Origin of the sequence: Mycobacterium sp. 1245111.1 (assembly GCF_001673405.1) — a bacterium.
In the GTDB taxonomy this organism is placed as follows: domain Bacteria; phylum Actinomycetota; class Actinomycetes; order Mycobacteriales; family Mycobacteriaceae; genus Mycobacterium.
Genome location: NZ_LZLV01000005.1, coordinates 35,715 through 59,163, shown reverse-complemented (window position 1 = coordinate 59,163; position 23,449 = coordinate 35,715). Strand labels below are relative to the sequence as shown.

Genomic DNA, 23,449 nt, shown 5'->3' with positions numbered 1-23,449 from the left:
GGCGTGACTGCCGACACCGACACCGAGGCAGCGCCGATCTTCCGGGAGGTCGGCGCCAGCTGGTACTGGGTGCTGGCCGGCCCGATCTCGGCCGGGATCATGCTGTGGATCGAGAAATCCAATGGCATGGGGTGGCAAATCTCGATCCCGGCGTTCTTCCTGGTGGTGATGACGAGTTTCATTGCGCTGCAAGTCAAAGCGGCGCGCATCCACACCTCGGTGGTGCTGACCCCGCAGACGCTGCGCCAAGGCACCGAGACGATCAGGGTGTCCGAAATCGTCAAGGTGTACCCCGAACCGGGCAGCCCGCTGACGCAGCCGAAGGACGTGGAACGCTGGCAGTCCGCCCGCGCGCTCGGCGAGCTGGTTGGGGTGCCCAAGGGCCGCACCGGCATCGGGCTGCGGCTCACCGGCGGCCGCACCGCCCAGGCCTGGGCGCGGCGACACCGTCACCTGCGCAATGCGCTCACCCCGCTGGTCGAAGAGCGGGTCGGGCCCTACGAGCCGCCAGACGGCACTGACGAGAATTCACGCTGGTGATGGCACGTTTCCGTGCGGTCGTCGAGCTGCTGTTGGCCTGCGCCGCGGTGGCGGGTTGCGCAGCGAGCTGGTCGGCGGTGCGCACCACCGTGGAGGTCGCGCCCGTACTCAAGGACCAGCCGGCCACCACGTCAGTCGTGTACGACCCGTCGATGCTGCTACTGACCCTGCTGCTCGCGGCGGCCGCCGGGATGCTGGCGGTGGTCGGCGTCGCCCGACTGCGGCGAACCGGCCGCGCCGCACTGGCATGACCACCACCGATCTCGACCTGCGCGGCATGAGCTGCGGGTCCTGTGCCGTCCGCATCGAAGGCGCGCTGAACCGGCTCGACGGCGTGCGAGCCGCGGTGAATTTTGCGCTCGAACGGGCCCACGTCCAGCACGAGCCCGCCGTCTCTGCGGGTGACCTGATCCGCGCGGTCGAGTCGACGGGTTATCAGGCTTCGGTGGTCGTCGACCCGTTCGGGCCGTCCGGCGACGCCCCGCACGACGAGCTGCGCCCTCGGCTGATCGGATCCACGCTGCTGGCGATCCCCGTTGTCGCCGTGTCGATGGTGATGGGGTGGCAGTTCACCGGCTGGCAGTGGTTGACGCTGGCGCTGACAACGCCCGTGGTCGCGTGGGGCGGCTATCCGTTCCACCACGCGGCGCTGCTCGGCCTTCGGCATCGCACGTCGACGATGGACACCCTGGTCTCGTTGGGGACGCTCGCCGCCTACCTCTGGTCGACCGCCGCGGTCCTGCGCGGAGCGGGCCCGATCTACTTCGAAGTCGCCGCCGCGGTCACGGTGTTTCAGCTGGCCGGTCACTACGCCGAGGCGCGCGCCAAGCGCGCCTCGGGAGCGGCGCTGCGCTCGCTGTTGAGCCTGGGTGCCAAGGACGCGGCGGTGCTGCGGGACGGCAACGAGGTTCGGGTGCCGGTCGCGCAGCTCCAGGTCGGCGACGTCGTGGTGGTGCGACCGGGGGAGCGGGTCGCCGCCGATGGTGTAATCGTCGACGGCGCAACGGCTTTGGACACCTCGGCGATGACGGGCGAGCCGGTACCGGTCGACGTGACGACGGGCGACACCGTGGTCGGTGGTTCGCTGAACACCCACGGCCGGCTGCTGGTGCGCGCGGTCAGGGTGGGCGCCGACACTCAGCTGGCCCGAATGGCCAAGCTGGTCAGCGACGCTCAGAACGGCAAGGCCCCCGTCCAGCGGATGGCCGACCGGGTCGCGGCGATCTTCGTCCCGGCCGTGCTGCTGATCGCGGCGGTGACGATGGCGGGCTGGCTGCTGACCGGACAGCCGGCGGCGTCGGCGTTCACCGCGGCCGTCGCGGTGTTGGTCGTCGCCTGCCCGTGCGCGCTCGGGCTGGCCACCCCGACCGCGATTCTGGTCGGCACCGGCCGCGGCGCTCAGCTGGGCATCTTGATCAAAGACCCGAAGCTGTTGGAAACCATCGAGGGCGTCGACACCGTCGTCTTCGACAAGACCGGAACCCTGACCACCGGCGTCATGACCGTCCACGACGTCGACGCCCGGGCTGGTGAAGACGCCGACCTGGTGCTGGCCCGCGCGGCCGCGGTCGAGTCGGCGTCCGAGCATCCGGTGGCCACGGCGATCGTCGCGGCCGCCCGCCAGCGCGGGCTCGAGATCGGCAGCGGCCCAAGTCAATTCGTCAGCGGCCCCGGTGTCGGAGTGGTCGGCGTGGTCGACGGCGTCGAGGTCGCGGTGTCGCGGGCCGGGTCGCTGGCCGGCGTCGACCTGCTGGCACCGGCCCGGCAGACGGCGGTGCAGGTGACGTGGGGCGGGCAGGTGCGTGGCGTGATCACGCTGGCCGATCAGGTCAAGCCCGACAGCGCCGCGGCGATCGCCGAACTGACCGCGATGGGCATCACCCCGATGCTGCTCACCGGCGACAGCGCGACGGTGGCCCGACACGTCGCAGAGCAGCTCGGCATCGCGCCCGGCAACGTGATCGCCGGGCTGCTGCCCACCGAAAAGGCCGACGCCGTCAGGGATTTGCAGGCTCGCGGCCGAACCGTGGCCATGGTCGGCGATGGCGTCAACGACTCGGTCGCATTGGCGGTCGCCGATATCGGCATGGCGATGGGCGGCGGCGCCGACGCCGCGATCGACGCGGGCGATCTCACGCTGATGCGCACCGAGGTGCACACCGTGCCGACCGCGCTGCGCCTGTCGGCGCGCACGCTGCGGACGATCCGGATGAACCTGTTCTGGGCGTTCGCCTACAACGCGGCGGCAATCCCGCTCGCGGCGCTGGGTTGGCTCAACCCGATGATCTCCGGTGCGGCGATGGCCTGCTCGTCGCTGCTGGTGGTGACAAACAGCCTGCGGCTCAAACAGTTTCAGGACTAGATCAGGACGCCAGCCAGGCGAGCTCGCCCGGCAGCTGCTGACACCAGTACGCCTCGTCGTGTCCGCCGGGGGTGAATCCGCCCGCGGGCGGCGTGTGGAGTTGGCCGATGAACTGGTGGGTGGCGGGCGCGAAGCGGTCGTCGTTGCCGCAGTCGATCCGCAGCGGAATCGACGCCAGCGCAGGCAATCCGAAGACCGTGTTGCGCGTCCAGTCGTCGTAGCTGTCGAACGCGCCGAGTGTGCTGGCGGTGTAGGACTGATACAGCGCCGGGCTGACCGCGCAGATCCCGGCGGTGCGCGCCGGACCCAGCCGGGCGCCCAGCAGCAGCGCGCCGTAGCCGCCCATCGACCAACCGATGAAACCCACCCGGGTGATATCCAGGCTCATCGTCGACAGCATCGGGATCAGCTCGTTGAGCACCATCGAACCCGCATCCTCGCCGCCGGCCCGCCGATGCCAGTAGGTGTCGCCGCCGTCGACCGCGACCACCGCGAACGGTGGCCGGCCCGCCTTGACCAACTCGGCGAGCGCCTGCTCGACGCCGAAGCTCATCACCTGTTTGGCGCTGCCGCGCACGCCGTGCAACGCGATCACCGGGCGCAGCGGGCCGGTGATGCCGGGCGGCCGGGCGATGATGTAGTTGGTCAGCACGCCGCCGCGCGCGGCCGATACGAACGAGCCAGAAACCTTGGTCGGCAACGGAGTTGGTGCGGCGACGGGTGGTGGCGGGGACACCGGCGCCGCGGGCTCGAAGGGGCTCGGGTCGGCCGGCACCTGCGTCGGGTCGACTAGGGCGCCGAACGACCAGATTCCCGTCGCCCCCGCAACGGCACCGACACCGAGGCGCAGAGCAGCACGGCGTGACAGGTCAGGCACGAGGCATATATTGCCGCCTGAGCAGCGCCGCGGACCCGTCCGCGCCGGATCGATGGCCTTCCGTAATCAAGGTGTTAACTTTCCCCGATTGCCTGCCAGGTCTCACTGTTAGCCTCGGCCCATGAACACCTGGGACCGAGCCGCTGTCACCCTGTTACTTGGCGCCACCGTCGCTTCCGGACTTGCCGGATGTGGATCAGGCGGCAAGTCCGCGACACAGAGCTCGTCATCGACCTCGACGTCAGAGCTGCCCGGCGGCTTCGACATATCCCGGATCGACCAGGTTGGGCTCAAACTCCCGCCGGAGAATGAGGCCACTCCGATTCCGCACACCACCGTCAATCAAGACGAGGCTGACCACCTGGCCGGTATGCGAAAAGAGTTCGTGTACGACCCGCCGCAGTGCGGCGCGTTGCTATCGAAGTCGACGCACCTCGTCGCGGGTAGCCAGGTCCAAGGTGTGGCAGTCCGCAAACCGCAAGAGATAGTGATCATGGCCGTGGAGGCGCCGGCGCCCGTCACGGATCCCCCTGAGGTTGCCGGCTGTGATCGCGTCACGTTCACCGTCCCTGACAAGTTGAAGGGCACCGCCGATCGGATTCCCGGTCCACCGATCGCAGGGGTGAAGACCACCGGTACCAAGACGCACATAAACCTGACGACCCCGCAGGGGCCGAAGGTGGAGGACGAAACCACTTTTCGTGCCGAGCTCAGCGACCGGGTCGAGATCGCCGTCGGCGGCAAAGCCGACCCGGCCCGTCTCGAAGACCTGCTGAACCAGGCGGTGGTCGCTGTCCGCGGTCACTGATCGACCCCCCTTGCTACAAAGTGCGAAATCTGTAACACTGTGCCACATGACCGAGTTGCGTGAGCCGTCTGACGTCGATGCCACCGCCGATGCCCTGCCGCTCGGGCCGCAATCGCTGGTCTGGCGCTACTTCGGTGACAACCGGATGTTCCTGATCGGCCCGCGACCCGCGGTGTTGCAGAACATGCTGGCCGAGCTCGGGCAGGGAGTGCTCGACCATTCGGCGTTCTTCAGCGACACCTCCGCGCGGATCAAGCGGTCGCTGCCGCCGATCTTCCAAACCGTCTACGGATCCGACGACGACAACACCGGTCTGCAGGTCCGCGACTTCCACCACCAGATCAAGGGCGAAATGCCGAGCGGGGAGCGGTATCACGCGCTCGACCCCGACACCTACTTCTGGGCGCACGCCACCTTTGTCGAGCAGGTCCTCTACTTTGCCGACACCTTCGTCAAGCGGCTGACCTACGCCGAGAAAGAGCAGATCTACCTCGAGTCGAAGACGTGGTATCGCCGCTACGGCGTCAGCGAACGTCCGATGCCCGCCGACTACCGGGAGTTCGAGAAGTACTGGGATCACATGATGGACCGCGTCATGGTCGCCCACCCGACCGCGAAATACGGTGTGGGATATGTGACTAAAGGGTTTCCCAGGCCCAAAGGTGTGTCGCCCCTGGCGTGGCGCCTGGTGGCGCCGGTGTTCAACCCCATCGCGGCGTTCCTGACCACCGGCGGGATGCCGCCGCGGGGCCGCGAACTGCTCGGCCTGCCCTGGAGTGACCGCCAGGACCGCCGCTATCAGCGGTTCGCCGCGATGTGGCGGTCACGGCCGGTGAACTGGCTGTGGAACCATCTGCCAATGCGGTTGCGCTACAACGGTTTTGCCAGAGCGGCTTATGCCCGGGGTTGATGCGGCCACCAACGCCATCCTCGACGCCGCTGTCGTCGAGTTCCAGCAGCACGGGTTCCGCCGGGTCGCACTCGACGACGTAGCCCGGCGCGCCGGGGTCAGCCGCACCACGATCTACCGGCGCTTCGCCAACCGCGACGAGTTGGTCGCCGCGGTCATCGATCGCGAGAACGCGGTCCTGTTCGCCAACATCGCCGATGAACTGAAAAGCCGTCGGCCGCAGTCGAATTACTACGTCGAGGCGTTCACGCTGTCGATGGTACGGTTCCGCCAGCACCGGGTGCTGACCCGGATGCTCGCCGACGAGCCCGGCCTGATGATCGAGTTGGCACACCAACATTGGGGCGCCGCCGTCGAGCGGATGGCTGCCGCGCTTCGAATGATTTTCCCGGACGGGTTCGCCGAGCGAATCGGCGCGGACGCCGTCGACGAGCTGGCCGACACCATCCTGCGGTACGCGGCGATGCTGTTGTTGCTGCCGGGCCGCCAGCCGATCGTCGACGACGAGGACATCCGCGCATTTGCCACCGCGCATTTCCTGCCCAGCCTGCCCGCCGCGCTGCGCGCCGTGCCGGTCTGAATCGAGCGATGCCCCGTTAGGTGTTAGCGTCCGGTCATGACGGGGAGTGCCACACCGCAACTCAGCCAACGGCTCTCGCAGCGTCAGCTGATGATGATCGCCATCGGCGGCATCATCGGCGCCGGCTTCTTCGTCGGCTCGGGTGTGGTCATCGGCAAAGCCGGGCCCGCCGCATTCCTGACCTACGCGCTGTGCGGCGTGCTGATCATCCTGGTGATGCGCATGCTCGGCGAGATGGCGGCCGCGAATCCCACGACCGGTTCGTTCGCGGAGTACGCGCGAGAAGCGTTGGGCGGCTGGGCCGGATTCTCGGTGGGCTGGCTGTATTGGTACTACTGGGTGATCGTCGTCGGCTTCGAGGCGGTGGCCGGGGCCAAGGTCATCACGTACTGGTTTCCCGCGCCGCTATGGCTGCTGTCGCTGATCCTGATGCTGTTGATGACGGCGACCAACCTGTTCTCGGTGTCGTCCTACGGCGAGTTCGAATTCTGGTTCGCCGGAATCAAAGTCGCGAGCATCGTGCTGTTCCTGCTGCTCGGTACGATGTACGCGTTCGGGCTGTGGCCGCATAGGCACGCGGACTTCTCCAACCTGCATGCCCACGGCGGGTTCTTGCCCAACGGACTGCACGGCGCATTCGGTGCGATCGTGACGGTGATCTTCTCGATGGTCGGCGCGGAGATCGCCACCATCGCGGCCGCCGAAACGCCCGACCCGGGAAAGGCGGTCCAGCGGGCCACCAACGCGGTGGCTGCCCGCATCGCGATCTTCTTCGTTGGCTCGGTCTTTCTGCTTACGGTCGTGATGCCTTGGAACACAGTGCAATCCGGTTCCTCACCGTTTGTCGGTGCGCTGAAGCAGATGGGAATCCCCGGCGCCGACCACGTCATGAATGCGGTGGTGCTCACCGCGGTGCTGTCGTGCCTGAACTCCGGTCTTTACAGCGCGTCGCGAGTGCTGTTCGTGCTGGCCGGGCAGCACGAGGCGCCGGCTCGGATGTTGAAGGTCAGCGACCGTGGCGTGCCCTACCTCGCGATCGTCACCTCGTCGATGGTGGGCTTTCTGTGTGTCATCATGGCCGGCGTCGCGCCGAACACCGTATTCCAATTCTTGCTCAACTCGTCGGGCGCGATCGTGCTTCTGGTCTATCTGCTGATTGCGTTGTCGCAGATCGTGTTACGACGCAGGACGCCGTCGGAGAAGTTACGCGTCACGATGTGGTTTTTCCCCGTGCTGTCGATCCTGACCGTAGCCGGGATCGCCGCGGTGCTGGTGCAGATGGCGTTCGACGCAAGCGCCCGCGTGCAGTTCTGGCTGAGTCTGCTGTCCTGGGCCGTTACCGTCGCGCTGTACTTTGCCACCAAACGCGTTGCGGCCCGGGCCGATTAGCCCGTCTTGGTCAGCAGCACCGCCTGCTCGAACGGGATTCTCGGAAAGACCCGCCGTCCCGCGCCGATGACATGCGATGCCGCCTCCTCCTTGGTGACCGTGCGCGGGTTGGCGACTCCGAATGTCTTTCCGTGGCGGCGCATCGTCCCGCCGCCGGCCGCGTTGAGGTTCTTCAGCCAGTCGCGGTCCGGGCCGTAGCTCAGCAGGATTGCCACGCCCGGCTTTCCGTCGACCTCGGCATTGAACACCGTCAACGGGGTGCGGTAGGGCTTGCCGGAACGCCGTCCGACGTGCTCGAGGATGCCGAAGGACGGGGCCCAGCCGGCCCACATCCGCTGAATTGGGTTGGTTACATGCCGGTTGAACCGGGCGAGCCGTTGCGGTAATTGCATACCGCCATCCAACCCCCACCACGCCGCAGACCTCAACCCCGAGGAGGGCCGAAGTGGGCCTCGGTGAGGGCCAGAGTTTTGAAAAAAATTCTCCGAAGGTTCTTGCGAGAGTCACTGGGTGCGTTGTATAAAACGTGTGTCTTCAGACATAGATTGTATGGCTAAGTAGTCAGAGATCGATGGTTTGGGAGGTGGCGACCATGTTGGCGAATCGCACGATTTTCCGGGGTGGGAATCAGTCCCCCCGATATGACAGACTGCAGGTCCTTTACGCCTGATTGGCCGGTCAGATGCTGACGGTCAGTGAGCCAGTGCTGATGCCATGGAAGCGCACGGCGGCGCCGGTGGACAGCGAATATTCAGATAGTCGCCCTTGGGTCCAGTTGCTGCCCCCACCCGAGGAAATCGCGCTGTTCATCGAGGTCGACGCCATCTTGTGCGACGCAGCAGCACGGCTCACCTGTCGCCAGCGGCCGGCACCACCAGCGACTGGGCGTGCCCTGCGTGGGCCCCGGTCCGCTGGTCGGGCTTGGTTGGAGCCAAGCGGACGGTGGCGCGTCCCGCCGCAGGCGGTGCGCGCCGTCGAGCGGGGCCCTCCGGTACACCGCACCGACCAACACCGACGCGAGGAGGTGATGTCATCGCAGCAATAAAGACCGGCCCGTCGCCGGGTTGAATGTCGGCGCGCATGGAAGCTGCGGCGCCGCCCCCCGTCCGGGGCTTTCCCGCGGCGGGCCGGTTCCTCAAAAATTTCGACGACACATAGAAGGGGAGGATCGCCATGGAACTCGATGCGCTGCCCGTCGAGGTCGACCCGCTGGATTGGGCCGACCAGCATCAGCTCGTGCCGTTACCGGAGGACGACTACCCGCACGTCGTCGAGCTCGAATGGGTAATCGACTGACAATGCGTTGATCTGCCCCGGTCACCCCACCCGGACGGGGCTGGTGTGGCGGATGTGACGATCGGCGGAACAACTACACCCTGTAGTCGACACTTTCTCCGCGGCTGGGACACTGGAGCACGTGCATGGACAAGATCGCGCGGCTCCTCCTCAGGCCGCTGCTCGGCCTGCATCGTCGCAGCGCACCGAGGTCTCGTCGAAGCTGTTCGACGCTGCCAGCGCGGTCATTCCGGGTGGCGTGAATTCACCGGTCCGGGCCTTCCAGGCCGTCGGCGGCACCCCCCGCTTCATCACCGAGGCCCATGGCTACTGGCTCACCGACGCCGACGGCAACCGCTACGTCGACCTGGTCTGCTCGTGGGGCCCGATGATTCTCGGCCACGCGCACCCGTCGGTGGTCGGCGCGGTCACCAAGGCCGCCAGCAGCGGGCTGTCGTTCGGGGCGCCGACGCCCGCCGAAAGCGAACTCGCCGCCGAGATCATCGACCGGGTCGCCCCCGTGGACCTGATCCGGCTGGTCAACTCCGGTACCGAGGCCACCATGAGCGCGGTGCGGCTGGCTCGCGGATTCACCGGCCGAGCCAAGATCGTGAAATTCTCCGGCTGCTACCACGGCCATGTCGATGCGCTGCTGGCCGACGCCGGCTCCGGCGTCGCAACACTGGGTCTGCCGTCCTCGCCGGGCGTCACCGGTGCCACCGCCGCCGACACAATCGTGCTGCCGTACAACGACATTGATGCGGTGCGGCGGACCTTCGAGGAGTTCGGCGACCAGATCGCGGCGGTGATCACCGAGGCCAGCCCTGGCAATATGGGCGTTGTCCCGCCCGCCGCGGGTTTCAACGCCGACCTGCGAAACATCACCGCCCAACACGGCGCATTGCTGATCGTCGACGAGGTGATGACCGGCTTCCGGATCAGCCGAAGTGGTTGGTACGGAGTCGATCCCGTCGACGCCGACCTATTCACCTTCGGCAAGGTGATGAGCGGTGGCCTACCCGCCGCGGCGTTCGGTGGTCGCGCTGAGGTGATGCAACGGCTCGCGCCGCTGGGGCCGGTGTATCAGGCCGGCACGCTGTCCGGTAACCCGGTGGCCGTTGCCGCCGGCCTGGCCACGCTGCGGGCGGCCGACGACGCGGTGTACGCCGCGCTCGACGCCAACGCCGACCGACTCGCTGGTCTGCTGTCGCTTGCGCTTACCGAAGCCGGCGTGCCACATCAGATTCCACGCGCCGGGAACATGCTCAGCGTGTTCTTCGGTGACGCGCCGGTGACCGACTTCGCGTCGGCGCGCGCCAGCGAAACCTGGCGTTTCGCACCGTTCTTCCATGCGCTGCTCGACGGTGGGGTGTATCCGCCATGCAGTGCCTTCGAAGCCTGGTTCGTTTCGGCGGCGCTCGACGACGCTGCGTTCGCCCGGATCGCCGACGCACTGCCCGCGGCCGCCGAGGCCGCAGCCAAGGAGACCAAACCCTGATGGCCGAACAGACCCGCATCCACCTGATTCGCCACGGCGAGGTGCACAACCCGGATGGTGTGCTGTACGGGCGACTGCCTGGATTCCGGTTGTCCGACAAGGGAAATCGACAGGCACAGGCGGTAGCGGACGCGCTGGCCGACCGCGACGTCGTTGCCGTCATCGCCTCGCCGCTGCAGCGTGCGCAGGAGACCGCCGCGCCGATCGCGGCGCGGCACAACCTCACCATCGACACCGACCCCGACCTGATCGAGTCGGCCAACTTCTTCGAGGGTAGGCGGGTGAGCCCCGGTGACGGCGCCTGGCGCGATCCGCGGTTCTGGTGGCAGCTGCGCAACCCGTTCACCCCGTCGTGGGGCGAGCCGTACAAGCAGATCGCCGCCCGCATGACCACCGCGATCGACAAAGCGCGGGCCCGCGCAACCGGGCATGAAGCCGTCTGCGTCAGCCATCAGCTTCCGGTGTGGACGGGTCGGCTGTCGCTCACCGGCAAACGGCTCTGGCACGACCCGCGCCGCCGCGAGTGTGCGGTGGGATCGGTGACGTCTCTGGTCTACGACGGCGACCGACTGGTCGACGTGCTGTACATGGAGCCGGCACTGCGTTGACCAGGCTGGCGTTCGTCGTCCTCGTAGTGGTCGGTCTGTTGGCCGGCTGCTCCACCGGCGACGACGCCGTCGCGCAGGGCGGCAGCTTCGAATTCGTCTCTCCCGGAGGCAAAACCGACATCTTCTACAACCCGCCCGACCGCCGCGGCAGGCCCGGGCTGATTTCCGGTCCTGACCTGATGGATCCGAACCGAACGGTGACGGCGGATGACTTCGTCGGCAACCTCGTCGTCATCAATGTCTGGGGCCAGTGGTGTGGGCCGTGCCGCGCCGAAGCGTCCGCGCTGCAGAAGGTGTACGACGCCACCCACGCCGAAGGTGTCGCGATGCTCGGTATCGACGTGCGCGACAACAACCGCGAGGCCGCGCAGGACTTCGTCAAAGACCGCAAGGTGACCTACCCGTCGATCTACGACCCGGCGATGCGCACGATGCTCGCCTTCGGTGGCAAATACCCGACGTCTGTCATCCCATCGACAGTGGTGCTGGACCGTCAGCACCGCGTCGCCGCGGTATTCCTGCGCGAACTGCTCGCCGAGGATCTGCAGCCGGTGGTGGAGCGGATCGCGGCCGAGAAATGAGCCTCACCGAAACCGCCACGGCCGGACCGCTTCTGCTCGCGCTAGCGGTGTCCGTGCTGGCCGGACTGGTGTCGTTCGCCTCGCCGTGTGTGGTGCCGCTGGTGCCGGGCTACCTGTCGTATCTGGCCGCGGTGGTCGGTGTCGACGAGTCGGAGAATGCGCCGCCGCATGCGCGCTGGCGGGTGACCGGGTCGGCCGCATTGTTCGTCGCCGGGTTCACCGCGGTGTTCCTGCTCGGCACGGTAGCCGTGTTGGGCATGACCACCACCCTGATCACCAATCAGGTTGTGCTGCAACGGGTCGGCGGGCTCCTCACCATCCTGATGGGTCTGGTGTTCGTGGGCTACGTCCCGGCGCTGCAACGCCAGTTCCGGTTCGCGCCGCAGCAGTTGTCGACGCTGGCCGGCGCGCCCCTGCTGGGTGCGGTGTTCGCGCTGGGCTGGACGCCGTGTCTGGGCCCGACGCTGGCCGGAGTCGTCACCGTCGCGTCGGCGACCGACGGCGCCAGCGTGGCCCGCGGCATCGTGCTGGTGATCGCCTACTGCCTGGGTCTGGGAATCCCGTTCGTGCTGTTGGCTTTTGGATCAGCCTCGGCGGTCGCGGGTCTGGGTTGGCTGCGTCGGCACACCCGGGCCCTGCAGATCTTCGGCGGCGTGCTGCTGATCGCGGTTGGTGTCGCTCTGGTCAGCGGCGGCTGGAACGACTTCGTGTCCTGGCTACGCGACGGGTTCGTCTCGGATGTGAGGTTGCCGATTTGAGCCGCGTATTGGCCTACGCCCGCAACACCTGGCGGGCGCTCACCTCGATGGGCACGGCGCTGGTGCTGCTGTTCCTGCTGGCGCTGGGCGCGATGCCGGGCGCACTGCTGCCGCAGCGCAGCCTGAACGCGAGCAAGGTCGACGACTACCTGGCCGCCCACCCCAAGATCGGCCCGCTGCTGGATAAGGTTCAGGCGTTCAACGTGTTTGGCAGCTTCTGGTTCACTGCGATCTACACGCTGCTGTTCATCTCGCTGCTGGGTTGCCTGACGCCCCGGATGATCGAGCACGCGCGCAGCACGCGGGCGACCCCGGTGCCCGCGCCCCGCAACCTGACGCGGCTGCCCAAGCACGCCGTGGCCAGCATCGCCGGTGACGCCGACAAGGTGGCCACCGCCATGACCGAACGGCTGCGCGGATGGCGCACGATCGTCCGTCGCGGCGACACCATCGAAATCTCCGCCGAGAAGGGCTATCTGCGCGAATTCGGCAACCTGGTCTTCCATTTCTCGCTGCTGGGCCTGCTCGTCGCGGTCGCCGCCGGCAAGCTATTCGGCTACGAGGGCAACGTCGTCGTGATCGCCGACGGCGGACCGGGCTTCTGCTCGGCATCACCTGCCGCGTTCGACTCGTTCCGTGCCGGCAACACCGTCGACGGCACCTCCTTGCATCCAATCTGCCTGCGCGTCAACGACTTCAAGGCCAAGTACCTGCCGTCCGGGCAGGCCACGTCGTTCGCCGCCGACATCGACTACCAATCCGGTCGCGACCTCACCGTCGGCAGCTGGCGGCCCTACCGGCTGGAGGTCAACCACCCGCTGCGGGTCGGCGGCGACCGGGTGTACCTGCAGGGCCACGGCTACGCGCCGACGTTCAGCGTCGTCTTCCCCGACGGGCAGGTCCGCACGTCGACCGTGCAATGGCGACCCGACAACCCGCGAACGCTGCTGTCGTCGGGCGTCGCGCGCATCGACCCACCCGCCGGGACGTATCCCAACGCCGCCGAGCGTCGTCAGCATCAGATCGCGATCACCGGTCTGCTCGCACCTACCGAGCAACTCGACGGCAAGCTGCTGTCGTCGAGCTTCCCCGCGCTGATCGCCCCCGCGGTCGCCGTCGACATCTACTCCGGCGACACCGGCCTGGACAGCGGCCGGCCGCAGTCGCTGTACACCCTCGACCCGCGCCTGATCGACCAGCACCGGATCACCCGGGTCAAACGGGTCAACCTGCGCATCGGCCAGCAGGTTCGCATCGACGAGGGGCCCGCGGCGGGCACTATCGTGCGCTTCGACGGCGCGGTGCCGTTCGTCAACCTGCAGGTCTCCCACGACCCTGGACAGATCTGGGTGCTGGTGTCGGCAATGGCGATGATGGCCGGGCTGGTGGTGTCGCTGCTGGTGCGTCGTCGCCGGGTCTGGGTGCGGCTGCAGACGGCGACGCCAGGTACGGTCAACGTCCAGGTAGGCGGTTTGGCGCGGACCGACAACGCCGGCTGGGGCGACGAATTCGAGCGGCTTGTGGCGCGTCTCGAAGAGGGGCTGAGCGTGACGCAGGCCGAGCCGATCGCGACCGGAAGGAGTAACCCGTGAACACCACGCACATCCACCTCGGGCTGGCGCGCAACTCCGACTGGGCGTTCACCTCCGCGGTGGTGATCATGGTCGTCGCCCTGCTGCTGCTGGCCGTCGAACTCGCCTACACCCGTAGCCGCACAAGCGATCGTGAACTGGTAGGAGTGGGCGCCGGCAGCGCAACCCCCGGCGTGGTGACCGAGGCCCCGCGACGGCCCGTCGACGAACGCGTCGGGCGGGCCGGGCTGTTCCTGGTCTACTCCGGGATCGTGCTGCTGTTCGGCTGCATCGTGCTGCGCGGGCTGGCCACCCAGCGGGTGCCGTGGGGCAACATGTACGAGTTCATCAACCTGACCTGCTTCTGCGGGCTGGTCGCCGGCGCGATCGTGCTGCGCCGCCCGCAGTACCGCCCGCTGTGGGTGTTTCTACTGCTGCCGGTGCTGATTTTGCTGACCGTGTCCGGGCGCTGGCTCTACACCAATGCCGCCCCGGTGATGCCCGCGCTGCAGTCCTACTGGCTGCCCATTCACGTCTCGGTGGTGAGCCTCGGATCCGGGGTGTTCATGGTCGCGGGCGTGGCCAGCATTCTGTTTCTTCTGCGCACGTCGCGGTTGGGCGAGCCGACCGCCCAGGGCAGGTTCGCCCAGCTCGTGCAGCGTCTGCCGGACGCGCAGACGCTGGACCGGATCGCGTACCGGACCACGATCTTCGGGTTCCCGGTGTTCGGTTTCGGGGTGATTTTCGGCGCGATCTGGGCCGAGGAGGCCTGGGGCCGGTACTGGGGCTGGGACCCGAAGGAGACTGTGGCCTTCATCGCATGGGTGGTGTACGCCGCGTACCTGCATGCCCGGTCGACGGCCGGGTGGCGGGACCGGAAAGCGGCCTGGATCAACGTGGTTGGTTTCGTGGCCATGGTGTTCAACCTGTTCTTCGTCAACCTGGTCACCGTCGGCCTGCATTCGTACGCCGGAGTTGGATAAGCGCAGCTCAGCGGCTTCCCAGGGTGCTGAGCTATGTTCGATCAATAGCACTGTTCGACAACTAGCGACCCGAGTGTTGCAACGAGGGGATTTTTCACGTGGCTGACCATCCGACACAGGACGCGAACGCCGACCGTCGCGGAGACCATCCGACCACACAGCTTCCGCCGCAATCACCGCCGCCCGCTGAGCCGCCAACCCGGGCGTTTGCCGGATTCCGGACCGAACGCCGTTTCGGCGACAACTCCACCCAGAACGCACCGCTCCCGGAGACCCGTGTCGAGCCGCGGGCTTGGGCCGAGACGCCGTATCAAGGTCTTCCTCGCGTCGTGGAATCCCCGGATGCCCCGCGCCGCGTCTACGGCAACTACGGCGGACCGGCCGGCGGCCCGCCGGCCGACGCCGGACTTTCGCAGCAGCACGTCCCGCCGTCGCGGTACCCGGAGCTGTCCACCAGCACGTTGCTGCGGCACGTCAAGCCGGCGCCGACGGAGGGTTGGCGCCGCTGGCTCTACCGGCTGTCCGGGCAACTGATCAACGTCGGCGAGAGCCCACGCACCATGCGTTACAACGACCTGACCGTTCAGGTAAACCGGCCGCTGCGCGGGTGCTATCGAGTCGCGATGCTGTCGTTGAAGGGCGGCGTCGGCAAGACCACCATCACCGCCACGCTCGGCGCGACCTTCGCCTCGATCCGCGGCGACCGGGTGGTGGCCGTGGACGCCAACCCCGACCGCGGCACACTGAGCCAGAAGGTGCCGCTGGAAACACCCGCCACCGTGCGGCATCTGCTGCGCGACGCCGAGGGCATCGAACGCTACAGCGACGTCCGCAGCTACACCTCCCAAGGCCGAAGCCGGCTGGAAGTTCTTGCCTCCGACAGTGATCCGGCGATGTCGGAGGCGTTCAGCGCAGACGACTATGCCAAGACGTTGGAGATCCTCGAGCGGTTCTACGGCTTGGTGCTAACCGACTGTGGTACAGGGCTTTTGCACTCCGCGATGTCGGCGGTGCTGGACAAGGCCGACGCATTGGTGGTGGTCAGCTCGGGCTCGATCGACGGGGCGCGAAGTGCCTCAGCCACGTTGGACTGGCTCGACGCGCACGGCCATGAAGAGCTGGTCAGCAATTCCATCGCGGTAATCAACGCGGTGCGGCCGCGGTCCGGCAAGGTCGACATGCAGAAAGTGGTGGACCACTTCTCAAGGCGTTGTCGCGCAGTGCGTTTGGTGCCGTTCGACCCGCATCTCGAAGAGGGTGCCGAGATCGACCTGGACGCGCTTCGGCGGGACACCCGCGAAGCGCTGATCGAGTTGGCAGCCGTTGTCGCCGACGGTTTTCCGAGTGATCTGCGTCGGTCCAACGAGCACTTCATTTAGCTCAACGACGATGCAGGCCGGTACGGCCTGAGGAGGAGTTGGGCAAATCGAACCTGAGCGCTAACGCGGGTTGTTGTCACCGTGGCTCAACCGCCACAAGAAGTCCGGATCGTCGTCGGGTCCGATGACGCGGCTCTTCGGGCGGTTGAGCTGAGCGCGAGCCACGCGCACGCCGATGTATACCAACGATCCCAGGACGAAGATCAGGAGCAGGTACAGCACTCAACACCTCCTTGGTCCGAATATACGCGGCGACCTAGGCTCGCAGTGTGTCAAACCGGGAGAGCTCGGCCGGACGCCCGGTCGCCAGCGTGTTGCTGTACGTCTTCGCGCGGTTGGCGTTGGTGGCCGCGCTCACCGCGGTGATCTACGGGATCGGTCGAGCGCTCGGGTTGCATGAGTTTCCGATCGTCGTTGCGTTGCTGTTCGCTTTGGTGATCGCCATGCCGCTGGGTATGTGGCTGTTCGCCCCACTGCGTCGACGGGCCACTGCCGGCCTCGAAGAAGCCACCGCGCGCCGCCGCCGCGACCGCGAACAGCTGCGGGCCCGGCTGCGTGGCGAGGAGCCGCCGGCCTCGGACTGATCTGGCCGCGAGCGTGCGTGTTTGTACGTCGACACGCCGCAACGGGCATACAACTGCGCGCGTTGGCGGCACAGCCAGCCTCAGTGGGACGCCAGCGTCAACGCCGCGGCCACCGCGATCGACCAGACCAGCATCGTCAGGCCGGTATCACGTAGCACCGGGATCAACGCAGGCCCGATCTGCCCGGTCCGCACCGGCTTCGCGGCGCGCACCGCCAACGGGGTGGCGACCAGGCCCAGCGCACACCACGGCGTGGCCGCGGCCAGCGCCAGCGTCAACACCCCGGCGGCGCTCAGCAGCGTCTGATAGAAGACGCGAGTCCCCTTGTCGCCCAGACGAACTGCCAGCGTGATCTTGCCGGACGCGGCGTCGGTCGGGATGTCTCGTAAGTTGTTGGCCACCAACACCGCCGACGACAACGCGCCCGTCGCCACCGCCAGCGCCCCGCCGACCCAATCGACTCGCAGCGCCTGGGTGTACTGGGTGCCGAGCACCGCGGCCAGGCCGAAGAACACGAACACCGCGACTTCGCCGAAGCCCGCGTAGCCATACGGCCTGGAGCCGCCGGTGTACAGCCACGCCCCGGCGATGCACCCCGCGCCGACGGCGATCAGCCATGGCGCACTGGTCAGCGCCAGCGCCAACCCGGCCACCGCGCCGACCGTGAAGCTCGCCAGCGCCACCGTGAGCACAGACCGCGGCGCCGCCAGCCGCGAGCCGACCAACCGCAACGGCCCGGCCCGGTCGTCGTCAGTGCCGCGGATGCCGTCGGAGTAGTCGTTGGCGAAGTTGACCCCGATGATCAGGGCCACCGCGACAGCCAGCGCCAGCAGCGCCTTCCACCAGACCGCAGCGTGCAGCCAGGCGGCGGCACCGGTGCCGGCGATCACCGGAGCGACGGCGTTGGGGAGGGTTCGCGGTCGCGCACCGGCGATCCACTGTGCAAGGCTGGCCACCCTGTGATCGTTCCATGCGGGTCCGCGACAATGAGCGCGTGCTCGGAGTGATCGGCGGCAGCGGCTTCTACAGCTTTTTCGACTCGGCCGCCCGCAGCGTCAGCCTCGATACGCCGTTCGGTGAGCCGAGCGGACCCGTCACCGTCGGCACGGTCGGGGAACACGAGGTGGCGTTCCTGCCCCGCCACGGCGTCGACCACCGCTATCCCGCGCACAAGGTGCCCTACCGGGCCAACATGTGGGCGCTGCGGGCACTGGGTGTCCGGCAGATCTTCGCGCCGTGCGCGGTCGGCAGCCTGACCACCGACCACGGCCCAGGCGCGGTGGTGGTGCCCGATCAGCTCGTCGACCGCACCCGCCGTCGTGCCGACACCTACTTCGACTCCGGCGCCGCGCACGTGGCCTTCGCCGACCCGTACTGCCCGACGCTGCGGGCCGCGGTCACCGGGCTACCCGATGTCGTCGACGGCGGCACCATGGTCGTCATCGAGGGGCCGCGGTTTTCCACCCGCGCGGAAAGCCGGTGGTTCGCCGCCGCGGGCTTCACGTTGGTCAACATGACCGGCTATCCCGAGGCGGTGCTGGCTCGTGAACTCGAAATCTGCTATGCAGCAATCGCTTTGGTGACCGACCTAGACGCCGGCATCGAATCGGGCACCGGGGTGACGGTCGTCAACGTGATCGAGGAATTCGCCAAGAACATCGAGCCGTTCAAAAAGCTCGTCCGCGAGGCCGTCGTGCGGGTCGGCACCGAGCACACCTGTACCGAGTGCCTCTCGCACACCGGGATGCCGCTTCCCTTCGACGAGACGTAGCGCGCTCAGCCGGCCTTGCTGGCCGGTTTGCGCCCCTCGTCGGTGCTTGGCTGCCGCGGCGGCCGTCCCCGTCGCAGCGTGTCGATCAGCTCGCGATACGGCCCGACCAGATACACGGTGTCGTCGGCGTGCAGCCGGGCGTCGCGGCGGGGGTGCAGCTTGAGCAGGCCGTTGGACGTGACGATCGCGATCACCCGGGCCTGGGTGGACAGCTCGAACATGCGCAGGCCGTCCAGCTCGCTGCCGGCGGCCACCTGCATGCCCCCGACCACGAACGAGGCCTGGCCCACCGAGAACGTGCCCAGCACCTGCAGGCCGATCGCCGCGCCGATGAAATACGGCACCGCCAGCTCGACGGTGGAGCGGACGTTCTCGAAGCCGAATCGCTGCGCCACCGCAAAACCCAGCGTGCGGTCGTACACCCGTAGCACCAGGGGGATGTCGGTCCAGTGTTCGCGGGTCGCGGTCTTCTTGCCGAGCATTTCGGCCAGCACGATGCCGGTTTCGATGTTGATGATGTCGCTGCGCGTCAGCACCGCCACCGCTCGGGCGCGATCGACCCGGGCGGACTGCAGCGTCTGGCGCAGGGTGGCGTCACCGAAGATCACCGGCACGTCGAGGTCGCGCACCGCGGACAGGAAGCGGTTCTCCTCGTTTTGCTCGATCACCGCTACGTCGTAGCCGGCGTTGGTCAGATCCTGGACCACCCGCATGCCGAGTCCGCTGAGCCCCACGACGACGATGTGGTTGCGCAGATGCCCCACTCGCGGGCGTGCGGACGCGAAAATAAAACGGCGCGAAAGCAATACGTCAGCGACGAACGACACCAGCAGCGCGGTCGTCGTGACCCCGCTGAACATCAACAGCGTGGAGAAGGTGCGCAACCAGGTGGGCTGGTTGACGAAGCTGAAGTCGCCGTACCCGGTGGTGGTCATCGTTTCGATGGTGAAGTAGAACGCGTCGACCCAACCCATCTTGGGCGGCGGCCGGTAGCCGAATCGCAGCACGAAGGTGGCAGTAACCAAGACCATCAGCGTTGCGGCCGCGACCGGATAGAACGTCGGGTTGAAGTCGTTGATCACCCCGCGGATGGAATCGATGGCCCGCCGGAAGATGTTGCGGCGCGAGCGCGACCTCGACGAGCCAGGGACCTTGATGCCTTGGGCGGCCAATTCCTCGGCGGTGCCGATCATCATCGCCCAGTCACCGGCGTGCACCCGCTGATCCCGGCCGGGGCAGATCTCGACCTCGCCAGGACCGGGCGAGTCTTCGTTGTGGATGATCGCCACCGGGGCGAGGTCGCCGTAGAGTTCGCGCAGCGTGGCCTCGCGAGAGGCGGCCTTGCCCGAGACGACGAACGTCATTCCGGCGGCATCGAATTCGTGGGTGGCCTGCGACAGGCAGGCCTCGACGATCGCCGGAGCGGCGATGTCGGCAACGTCGAGGATCGCACCCGGACCGTTGTCGTTGGCGACGGCCTCGCGCAACACGTCGTTGGCCACCCGCGATACGACGCGCACGTTGGGGTTGGCTTTCCTTGCGAGCAAAGCGATTTCGAGGTTCACCGCGTCGTCATCACCGGCGCAGACGACGGCCATCGCCTGAGAAATGTCGGCCAACACAAGCTCGCGGGCCACGCCGGCCTCGGATTGGTCGGAACTGACCAGACGCACCACCATCGCGCCGGCGTTTTTCAGCTCGTCGGCGATGGTGGTCGCCAGCGCATCGTCACCGCTGACAATGATGTGGCGCTGCATGGTCTCGTCCGCTGCTGGAAAACCCGAACGACACCGAGCATGCGACGAGGTTGGGGCGGTTCACCAGGGCATTATCTCATCCGGTGTGACCAGTGATGCGCATACGCATCGTTAGGACAGGTCGTTTCCGGCCAGCCGCGCCAGCGCGGTCCGGTCGACTTTGCCGATCCCGCGCAGCGGCAGCGCGTCCACGATAAACAGTTCACGCGGCGCGGCGGTGTGATCCAGGGTCCGCATCACCTGCGCCCGCAACTCCTCGAGCGTGGGTGCCGCGGCCCCGGCGGCCGGCACGACGGCGACCACCACTCGCTGGCCCAGTCGCTCGTCGGCCACCCCGAACACCGCGCAGTCGGCCACCGCGGGATGGGTTCGCAGGGCGGCCTCGACCGGCTGCGGCAACACCGTCAACCCGCCGGTGCTGATCGCGTCGTCGACCCGGCCCAGCACGCGGAGCACGCCCGAATCGTCAACGGCGCCGACGTCGTCGGTGCGAAACCAGCCCGCCTCGGCGAACGGGTCTGGGTCCGGTGGATTGCGGTAGCCCTTGGCCAGCGTCGGCCCGCCGATCACGATCCGGCCGTTATCGATGCGGAGCATGACGCCGTCGAGCGGCACGCCGTCGTAGACGCAGCCGCCGGCGGTCTCGCTCATCCCGTAGGTCCGGACCACGTTCACGCCGGCCGCCGCGGCAGCGTCGAGGACCGGTCGCGGGGCCGGTCCACCACCGATCAGCACCGTGTCCAATTCGGCCAGCGCGGCGGTGGCGGCGGGATCGTCGAGCGCCTTCGCCAGTTGCGTGGCGACCAGCGAGGTGTATCGCCGGCCAGAGCCGAGTTCGTTGACGGCAGAAGGCAATTGGCCGATGTCGAAGCCGGTCGAGACGTCCAGCTCGACCGGTGAGGTGCCGGCCAGCAGGCTGCGCACCAGCACCTGGATGCCGGCGATGTGATACGACGGCAGGGCCAGCAGCCAGCGGCCGGGCCCGCCGAGCCGATCGTGGGTGGCGATCGCGCTGGCGGTCAGCGCGGCGGCGGTGAGCAGCGCGCCCTTCGGCGCGCCGGTAGTGCCCGACGTCGTCGCCACCAGCGCCACATCGTCGTCGATCGGCTCGTCGACCCGCAGCGCTTCCAGTGCCGAGCGGTCGGTACCGGCGCCGACCGGGACCAGCGCGGGTGCGTGGCCGTGCAGGACTTGCTCCAGCGCCGCCAACAAAGGGCCGGCCGAGGAGTCGCGCGCCACGGCGAAGGCCCGCAGGACTGCTATGCGGTGTCCTCGCCGTCGTGGGCGTCTTCCAGCGGCCAGCCCTTGGCGGCCAGCCGCGCCCGGACCCGCTCGATGTCCTCGGGGGCCGGCAGTTCGTCGGTGAGCCGGGTGATCAGCACGCCGATGTCGACGTGATCGAAGTCGCCCCGGTCTATCAACTCCTGGGCCACCAACTTGACCTCGTCGTTGCTCAGCCGACGCGACAGCAGTGCGAGCACGGGGAAGTAGTCGGTCGCCGGGATGCCTTCCGGGTAGCCGGCGCGCAGCCAGGCGACTACCGAGTTCAGGAATCTGTTCACGGTGTGTGCACTTCCCCCGCGGGACGTCGGATGCCTAACTTCGGGAACGAAATTTGATGCTACGCGGGCTTGGCTCCGAGCAGGTAAACGCCTGTCCACGCCCCGAGCGCGTCCCGAGCGACGTACAGCACGCCGATGGCGACTGCGACCAACGCCAGCGCGTATATCGCGAAACTGACGGCGATCAGGGCTGGGTTCCTGTTCACGGTGGCCGTGCCGTCGGGGCCCGGAGTCCCGGCACCGTAGGAGCCGACCTTCACGGCGATCGCGAACAGCGCCGGCAGTCCACTGCCCAACAGCAGGCCGAAGATCAAGATCTTGAGTGAGGCTTGGTAGTTGAACCAGTGGATCACAGCGTGCCTGCCTTCTTGGTCTCGGTGGCTGCAGCGTCGGTGGGAATTTCTCCGTTGCGGAAGGGGGCGCCGGCCAGGCCCGGGTGGCCGTCCTCGTCGAGACCGGCGGTCAGATCGCCCTTCCACTCGGCGTTGACGTTGGTGTGGTCGACCTTGGTCTTGCGCGACTGCAGGTAAATCGCCCCGGCGGTGGCCAGCAGCACCAGGAAGCCGATGATCGCACCAGGGAAGCCGCCGATCTTGTCCACGATGACGTACTCGATGGCGCCGACCAGGCCGGCGGCGGGCAGGGTGATCAGCCACGCCGCGGCCATCCTGCCGGCGACGCCCCAGCGCACCTCGGCGCCGGGCTTACCGACCCCGCTGCCGAGCACCGAGCCGGTGACCACCTGCGTGGTGGACAGCGCGTAGCCGAAGTGAGCGGACAGCAAAATGATGACGGCCGAAGAGGATTCTGCGGCCATGCCCTGCGGCGACTTGATCTCGACGATGCCCTTGCCCATCGTGCGGATGATCCGCCAGCCACCGGTGTAGGTGCCGAGCGCCATCGCACAAGCGCACGCCAGGATCACCCAGAACGGCGGCAGGTGCTGCGTCCGGCTGACCGCGCCGTAGGAGATCAGGGCCAGGAAGATCACGCCCATCGTCTTCTGCGCGTCGTTGGTGCCGTGGGCCAGCGAGACCAGTGACGCCGAGAAGATTTGGCCACGACGGAACGCGCTCTCGCTGCGCTCTTCCGGAACGCCGCGGTCGAACCGGTAGACCAGCCAGGTGCCGACCGCGCCGACGACCCCGGCCAGGAACACCGAGACCACGGCGGGGATCAGCACCAGCGAAACCACGCCCGTCCAGATCACTCCGTGCCCGCCGACCGCGGCGATCATGGCGCCGATGATGCCGCCGACCAGGGCGTGCGACGAGCTCGACGGGATACCCAGCAGCCACGTCAGCAGGTTCCAGACGATCCCGCCGACCAGTCCCGCAAAGATCAGATCGGGTTTGACCAGATGACCGTCGATGAGGTTCTTGGCGATGGTTCCGGCAACCGCGGTCGACAGGAACGCTCCCAAGAGGTTCAGCACGGCCGACAGCGTCACCGCGGTCTTCGGCTTGAGCGCCCCACTCGCGATGGAGGTGGCCATGGCGTTGGCGGTGTCGTGGAAGCCGTTCGTGAAATCGAATGCGAGGGCGGTGATCACGACGATGATCAGAAGGAACAGCTGAAGATTCACGGGCCTAATTCTGGGGGTAGTTGGGCGTCGTTGTCGAAAGAACGGCGGCCCAAATCAAAGGTATCTTGCAC

Annotated in this window: 26 protein-coding genes; 17 read left to right on the top strand and 9 right to left on the bottom strand. The window is 67.6% G+C overall.

Going from position 1 to position 23,449, the window contains the following annotated elements:
• Window positions 1-3: 3 nt before the first annotated feature.
• From A5658_RS01555 to A5658_RS01545, 3 genes are read left to right on the top strand one after another with little or no spacing between them, the layout of a single operon-like run.
• Window positions 4-540 (top strand): DUF3093 domain-containing protein, encoded by a 537-nt coding sequence (locus A5658_RS01555; RefSeq protein ID WP_156751196.1) that lies wholly within the window; start codon window positions 4-6, stop codon window positions 538-540.
• Window positions 537-791, top strand: coding sequence for a hypothetical protein (locus A5658_RS01550; RefSeq protein ID WP_067330214.1), 255 nt, complete (start codon window positions 537-539; stop codon window positions 789-791). The genes A5658_RS01555 and A5658_RS01550 overlap by 4 nt, the downstream gene beginning before the upstream one ends.
• On the top strand, window positions 788-2,902 hold the full coding sequence (locus A5658_RS01545; RefSeq protein ID WP_067330211.1) for a cation-translocating P-type ATPase: 2,115 nt from the start codon (window positions 788-790) through the stop codon (window positions 2,900-2,902). The genes A5658_RS01550 and A5658_RS01545 overlap by 4 nt, the downstream gene beginning before the upstream one ends.
• Before the next feature lies 1 nt (window position 2,903).
• Here A5658_RS01545 and A5658_RS01540 read toward each other — a convergent pair whose 3' ends face one another.
• Window positions 2,904-3,788 (bottom strand): alpha/beta hydrolase family protein, encoded by an 885-nt coding sequence (locus tag A5658_RS01540; protein WP_156751195.1) that lies wholly within the window; start codon window positions 3,786-3,788, stop codon window positions 2,904-2,906.
• Between the two features lie 112 nt (window positions 3,789-3,900).
• On the opposite strand from A5658_RS01540, the gene A5658_RS01535 reads away from it, so the two are divergent.
• From A5658_RS01535 to A5658_RS01520, 4 genes are read left to right on the top strand one after another with little or no spacing between them, the layout of a single operon-like run.
• On the top strand, window positions 3,901-4,587 hold the full coding sequence (locus A5658_RS01535) for a DUF5642 family protein (RefSeq protein ID WP_067330205.1): 687 nt from the start codon (window positions 3,901-3,903) through the stop codon (window positions 4,585-4,587).
• A gap of 46 nt (window positions 4,588-4,633) precedes the next feature.
• Window positions 4,634-5,497: an oxygenase MpaB family protein gene (locus tag A5658_RS01530; protein ID WP_067330201.1), complete on the top strand. Its 864-nt coding sequence runs from the start codon at window positions 4,634-4,636 to the stop codon at window positions 5,495-5,497.
• Complete coding sequence (locus A5658_RS01525) at window positions 5,484-6,077, top strand: TetR/AcrR family transcriptional regulator (RefSeq protein ID WP_067330199.1); 594 nt, start codon at window positions 5,484-5,486, stop codon at window positions 6,075-6,077. Before A5658_RS01530 ends, A5658_RS01525 begins: the two co-directional genes overlap by 14 nt.
• 36 nt (window positions 6,078-6,113) lie before the next feature.
• Window positions 6,114-7,466 carry an amino acid permease gene (locus A5658_RS01520; RefSeq protein WP_067330196.1) on the top strand — a complete coding sequence of 451 codons (1,353 nt, stop codon included), beginning with the start codon at window positions 6,114-6,116 and terminating at the stop codon, window positions 7,464-7,466.
• Here the strand turns inward: A5658_RS01520 and A5658_RS01515 are convergent.
• Complete coding sequence (locus tag A5658_RS01515; RefSeq protein WP_067330192.1) at window positions 7,463-7,858, bottom strand: nitroreductase family deazaflavin-dependent oxidoreductase; 396 nt, start codon at window positions 7,856-7,858, stop codon at window positions 7,463-7,465. The genes A5658_RS01520 and A5658_RS01515 overlap by 4 nt on opposite strands.
• Window positions 7,859-8,639: 781 nt before the next feature.
• On the opposite strand from A5658_RS01515, the gene A5658_RS29045 reads away from it, so the two are divergent.
• The 8 genes from A5658_RS29045 (at window position 8,640) to A5658_RS01480 (ending at window position 16,119) form a co-directional block, all read left to right on the top strand.
• Complete coding sequence (locus A5658_RS29045) at window positions 8,640-8,762, top strand: hypothetical protein (RefSeq protein ID WP_255361300.1); 123 nt, start codon at window positions 8,640-8,642, stop codon at window positions 8,760-8,762.
• Window positions 8,763-8,964: 202 nt separating this feature from the next.
• On the top strand, window positions 8,965-10,239 hold the full coding sequence (gene hemL / locus A5658_RS01510; protein WP_231997173.1) for a glutamate-1-semialdehyde 2,1-aminomutase: 1,275 nt from the start codon (window positions 8,965-8,967) through the stop codon (window positions 10,237-10,239).
• On the top strand, window positions 10,239-10,847 hold the full coding sequence (locus tag A5658_RS01505; protein WP_067330185.1) for a histidine phosphatase family protein: 609 nt from the start codon (window positions 10,239-10,241) through the stop codon (window positions 10,845-10,847). Before hemL ends, A5658_RS01505 begins: the two co-directional genes overlap by 1 nt.
• The gene (locus tag A5658_RS01500; RefSeq protein ID WP_067330181.1) at window positions 10,844-11,428 is read left to right on the top strand and encodes a TlpA disulfide reductase family protein; all 585 of its coding nucleotides are present in this window, start codon (window positions 10,844-10,846) and stop codon (window positions 11,426-11,428) included. The genes A5658_RS01505 and A5658_RS01500 overlap by 4 nt, the downstream gene beginning before the upstream one ends.
• On the top strand, window positions 11,425-12,186 hold the full coding sequence (locus tag A5658_RS01495) for a cytochrome c biogenesis CcdA family protein (RefSeq protein ID WP_067330178.1): 762 nt from the start codon (window positions 11,425-11,427) through the stop codon (window positions 12,184-12,186). Before A5658_RS01500 ends, A5658_RS01495 begins: the two co-directional genes overlap by 4 nt.
• Before the next feature lie 47 nt (window positions 12,187-12,233).
• Entirely contained in the window at window positions 12,234-13,778 is a 1,545-nt protein-coding gene (locus A5658_RS01490; RefSeq protein WP_082992874.1) for a cytochrome c biogenesis protein ResB, read from the top strand.
• The gene (gene ccsB / locus A5658_RS01485) at window positions 13,775-14,740 is read left to right on the top strand and encodes a c-type cytochrome biogenesis protein CcsB (protein WP_067330171.1); all 966 of its coding nucleotides are present in this window, start codon (window positions 13,775-13,777) and stop codon (window positions 14,738-14,740) included. The genes A5658_RS01490 and ccsB overlap by 4 nt, the downstream gene beginning before the upstream one ends.
• Window positions 14,741-14,838: 98 nt before the next feature.
• A complete protein-coding gene (locus tag A5658_RS01480) occupies window positions 14,839-16,119 on the top strand; it encodes a MinD/ParA family protein (protein WP_067330168.1) in 1,281 nt (426 codons plus the stop codon).
• A gap of 60 nt (window positions 16,120-16,179) precedes the next feature.
• Here the strand turns inward: A5658_RS01480 and A5658_RS28315 are convergent, their stop codons facing one another.
• Window positions 16,180-16,341, bottom strand: coding sequence for a hypothetical protein (locus A5658_RS28315; protein ID WP_197503010.1), 162 nt, complete (start codon window positions 16,339-16,341; stop codon window positions 16,180-16,182).
• Between the two features lie 47 nt (window positions 16,342-16,388).
• Between A5658_RS28315 and A5658_RS01475 the strand changes: the two genes are divergently transcribed.
• Window positions 16,389-16,703: a DUF4229 domain-containing protein gene (locus A5658_RS01475; protein ID WP_067330164.1), complete on the top strand. Its 315-nt coding sequence runs from the start codon at window positions 16,389-16,391 to the stop codon at window positions 16,701-16,703.
• Between the two features lie 80 nt (window positions 16,704-16,783).
• Here the strand turns inward: A5658_RS01475 and A5658_RS01470 are convergent, their stop codons facing one another.
• On the bottom strand, window positions 16,784-17,659 hold the full coding sequence (locus A5658_RS01470) for a 1,4-dihydroxy-2-naphthoate polyprenyltransferase (protein ID WP_067330161.1): 876 nt from the start codon (window positions 17,657-17,659) through the stop codon (window positions 16,784-16,786).
• A 38-nt stretch (window positions 17,660-17,697) separates the two neighbouring features.
• Between A5658_RS01470 and A5658_RS01465 the strand changes: the two genes are divergently transcribed.
• Window positions 17,698-18,474 carry an S-methyl-5'-thioadenosine phosphorylase gene (locus A5658_RS01465; protein ID WP_231997170.1) on the top strand — a complete coding sequence of 259 codons (777 nt, stop codon included), beginning with the start codon at window positions 17,698-17,700 and terminating at the stop codon, window positions 18,472-18,474.
• 5 nt (window positions 18,475-18,479) lie between these two features.
• Here the strand turns inward: A5658_RS01465 and A5658_RS01460 are convergent, their stop codons facing one another.
• From A5658_RS01460 to A5658_RS01440, 5 genes are all read right to left on the bottom strand, one after another.
• Window positions 18,480-20,231 carry an NAD-binding protein gene (locus tag A5658_RS01460; RefSeq protein ID WP_067330156.1) on the bottom strand — a complete coding sequence of 584 codons (1,752 nt, stop codon included), beginning with the start codon at window positions 20,229-20,231 and terminating at the stop codon, window positions 18,480-18,482.
• 111 nt (window positions 20,232-20,342) lie between these two features.
• The gene (gene menE, locus A5658_RS01455; RefSeq protein WP_369830466.1) at window positions 20,343-21,431 is read right to left on the bottom strand and encodes an o-succinylbenzoate--CoA ligase; all 1,089 of its coding nucleotides are present in this window, start codon (window positions 21,429-21,431) and stop codon (window positions 20,343-20,345) included.
• 59 nt (window positions 21,432-21,490) lie between these two features.
• Window positions 21,491-21,793, bottom strand: a complete 303-nt coding sequence (locus A5658_RS01450) for a DUF3349 domain-containing protein (RefSeq protein ID WP_067330151.1) — start codon at window positions 21,791-21,793, stop codon at window positions 21,491-21,493.
• A gap of 59 nt (window positions 21,794-21,852) precedes the next feature.
• Window positions 21,853-22,146, bottom strand: coding sequence for a hypothetical protein (locus A5658_RS01445; RefSeq protein WP_067330148.1), 294 nt, complete (start codon window positions 22,144-22,146; stop codon window positions 21,853-21,855).
• A complete protein-coding gene (locus A5658_RS01440) occupies window positions 22,143-23,378 on the bottom strand; it encodes an inorganic phosphate transporter (protein WP_082992866.1) in 1,236 nt (411 codons plus the stop codon). Before A5658_RS01440 ends, A5658_RS01445 begins: the two co-directional genes overlap by 4 nt.
• Between the last annotated feature and the right edge of the window lie 71 nt (window positions 23,379-23,449).

What these genes read in the sequence shown, in the direction of transcription:
- A5658_RS01545 (WP_067330211.1), top strand. Translation starts at nt 788, where the DNA reads ATGACCACCACCGATCTCGACCTGCGCGGCATGAGCTGCGGGTCCTGT.
- A5658_RS01535 (WP_067330205.1), top strand. Translation starts at nt 3,901, where the DNA reads ATGAACACCTGGGACCGAGCCGCTGTCACCCTGTTACTTGGCGCCACC.
- A5658_RS01530 (WP_067330201.1), top strand. Translation starts at nt 4,634, where the DNA reads ATGACCGAGTTGCGTGAGCCGTCTGACGTCGATGCCACCGCCGATGCC.
- A5658_RS01525 (WP_067330199.1), top strand. Translation starts at nt 5,484, where the DNA reads ATGCCCGGGGTTGATGCGGCCACCAACGCCATCCTCGACGCCGCTGTC.
- A5658_RS01520 (WP_067330196.1), top strand. Translation starts at nt 6,114, where the DNA reads ATGACGGGGAGTGCCACACCGCAACTCAGCCAACGGCTCTCGCAGCGT.
- A5658_RS01515 (WP_067330192.1), bottom strand. Translation starts at nt 7,858, where the DNA reads ATGCAATTACCGCAACGGCTCGCCCGGTTCAACCGGCATGTAACCAAC.
- A5658_RS29045 (WP_255361300.1), top strand. Translation starts at nt 8,640, where the DNA reads ATGGAACTCGATGCGCTGCCCGTCGAGGTCGACCCGCTGGATTGGGCC.
- A5658_RS01505 (WP_067330185.1), top strand. Translation starts at nt 10,239, where the DNA reads ATGGCCGAACAGACCCGCATCCACCTGATTCGCCACGGCGAGGTGCAC.
- A5658_RS01495 (WP_067330178.1), top strand. Translation starts at nt 11,425, where the DNA reads ATGAGCCTCACCGAAACCGCCACGGCCGGACCGCTTCTGCTCGCGCTA.
- A5658_RS01490 (WP_082992874.1), top strand. Translation starts at nt 12,234, where the DNA reads ATGGGCACGGCGCTGGTGCTGCTGTTCCTGCTGGCGCTGGGCGCGATG.
- A5658_RS01460 (WP_067330156.1), bottom strand. Translation starts at nt 20,231, where the DNA reads ATGCAGCGCCACATCATTGTCAGCGGTGACGATGCGCTGGCGACCACC.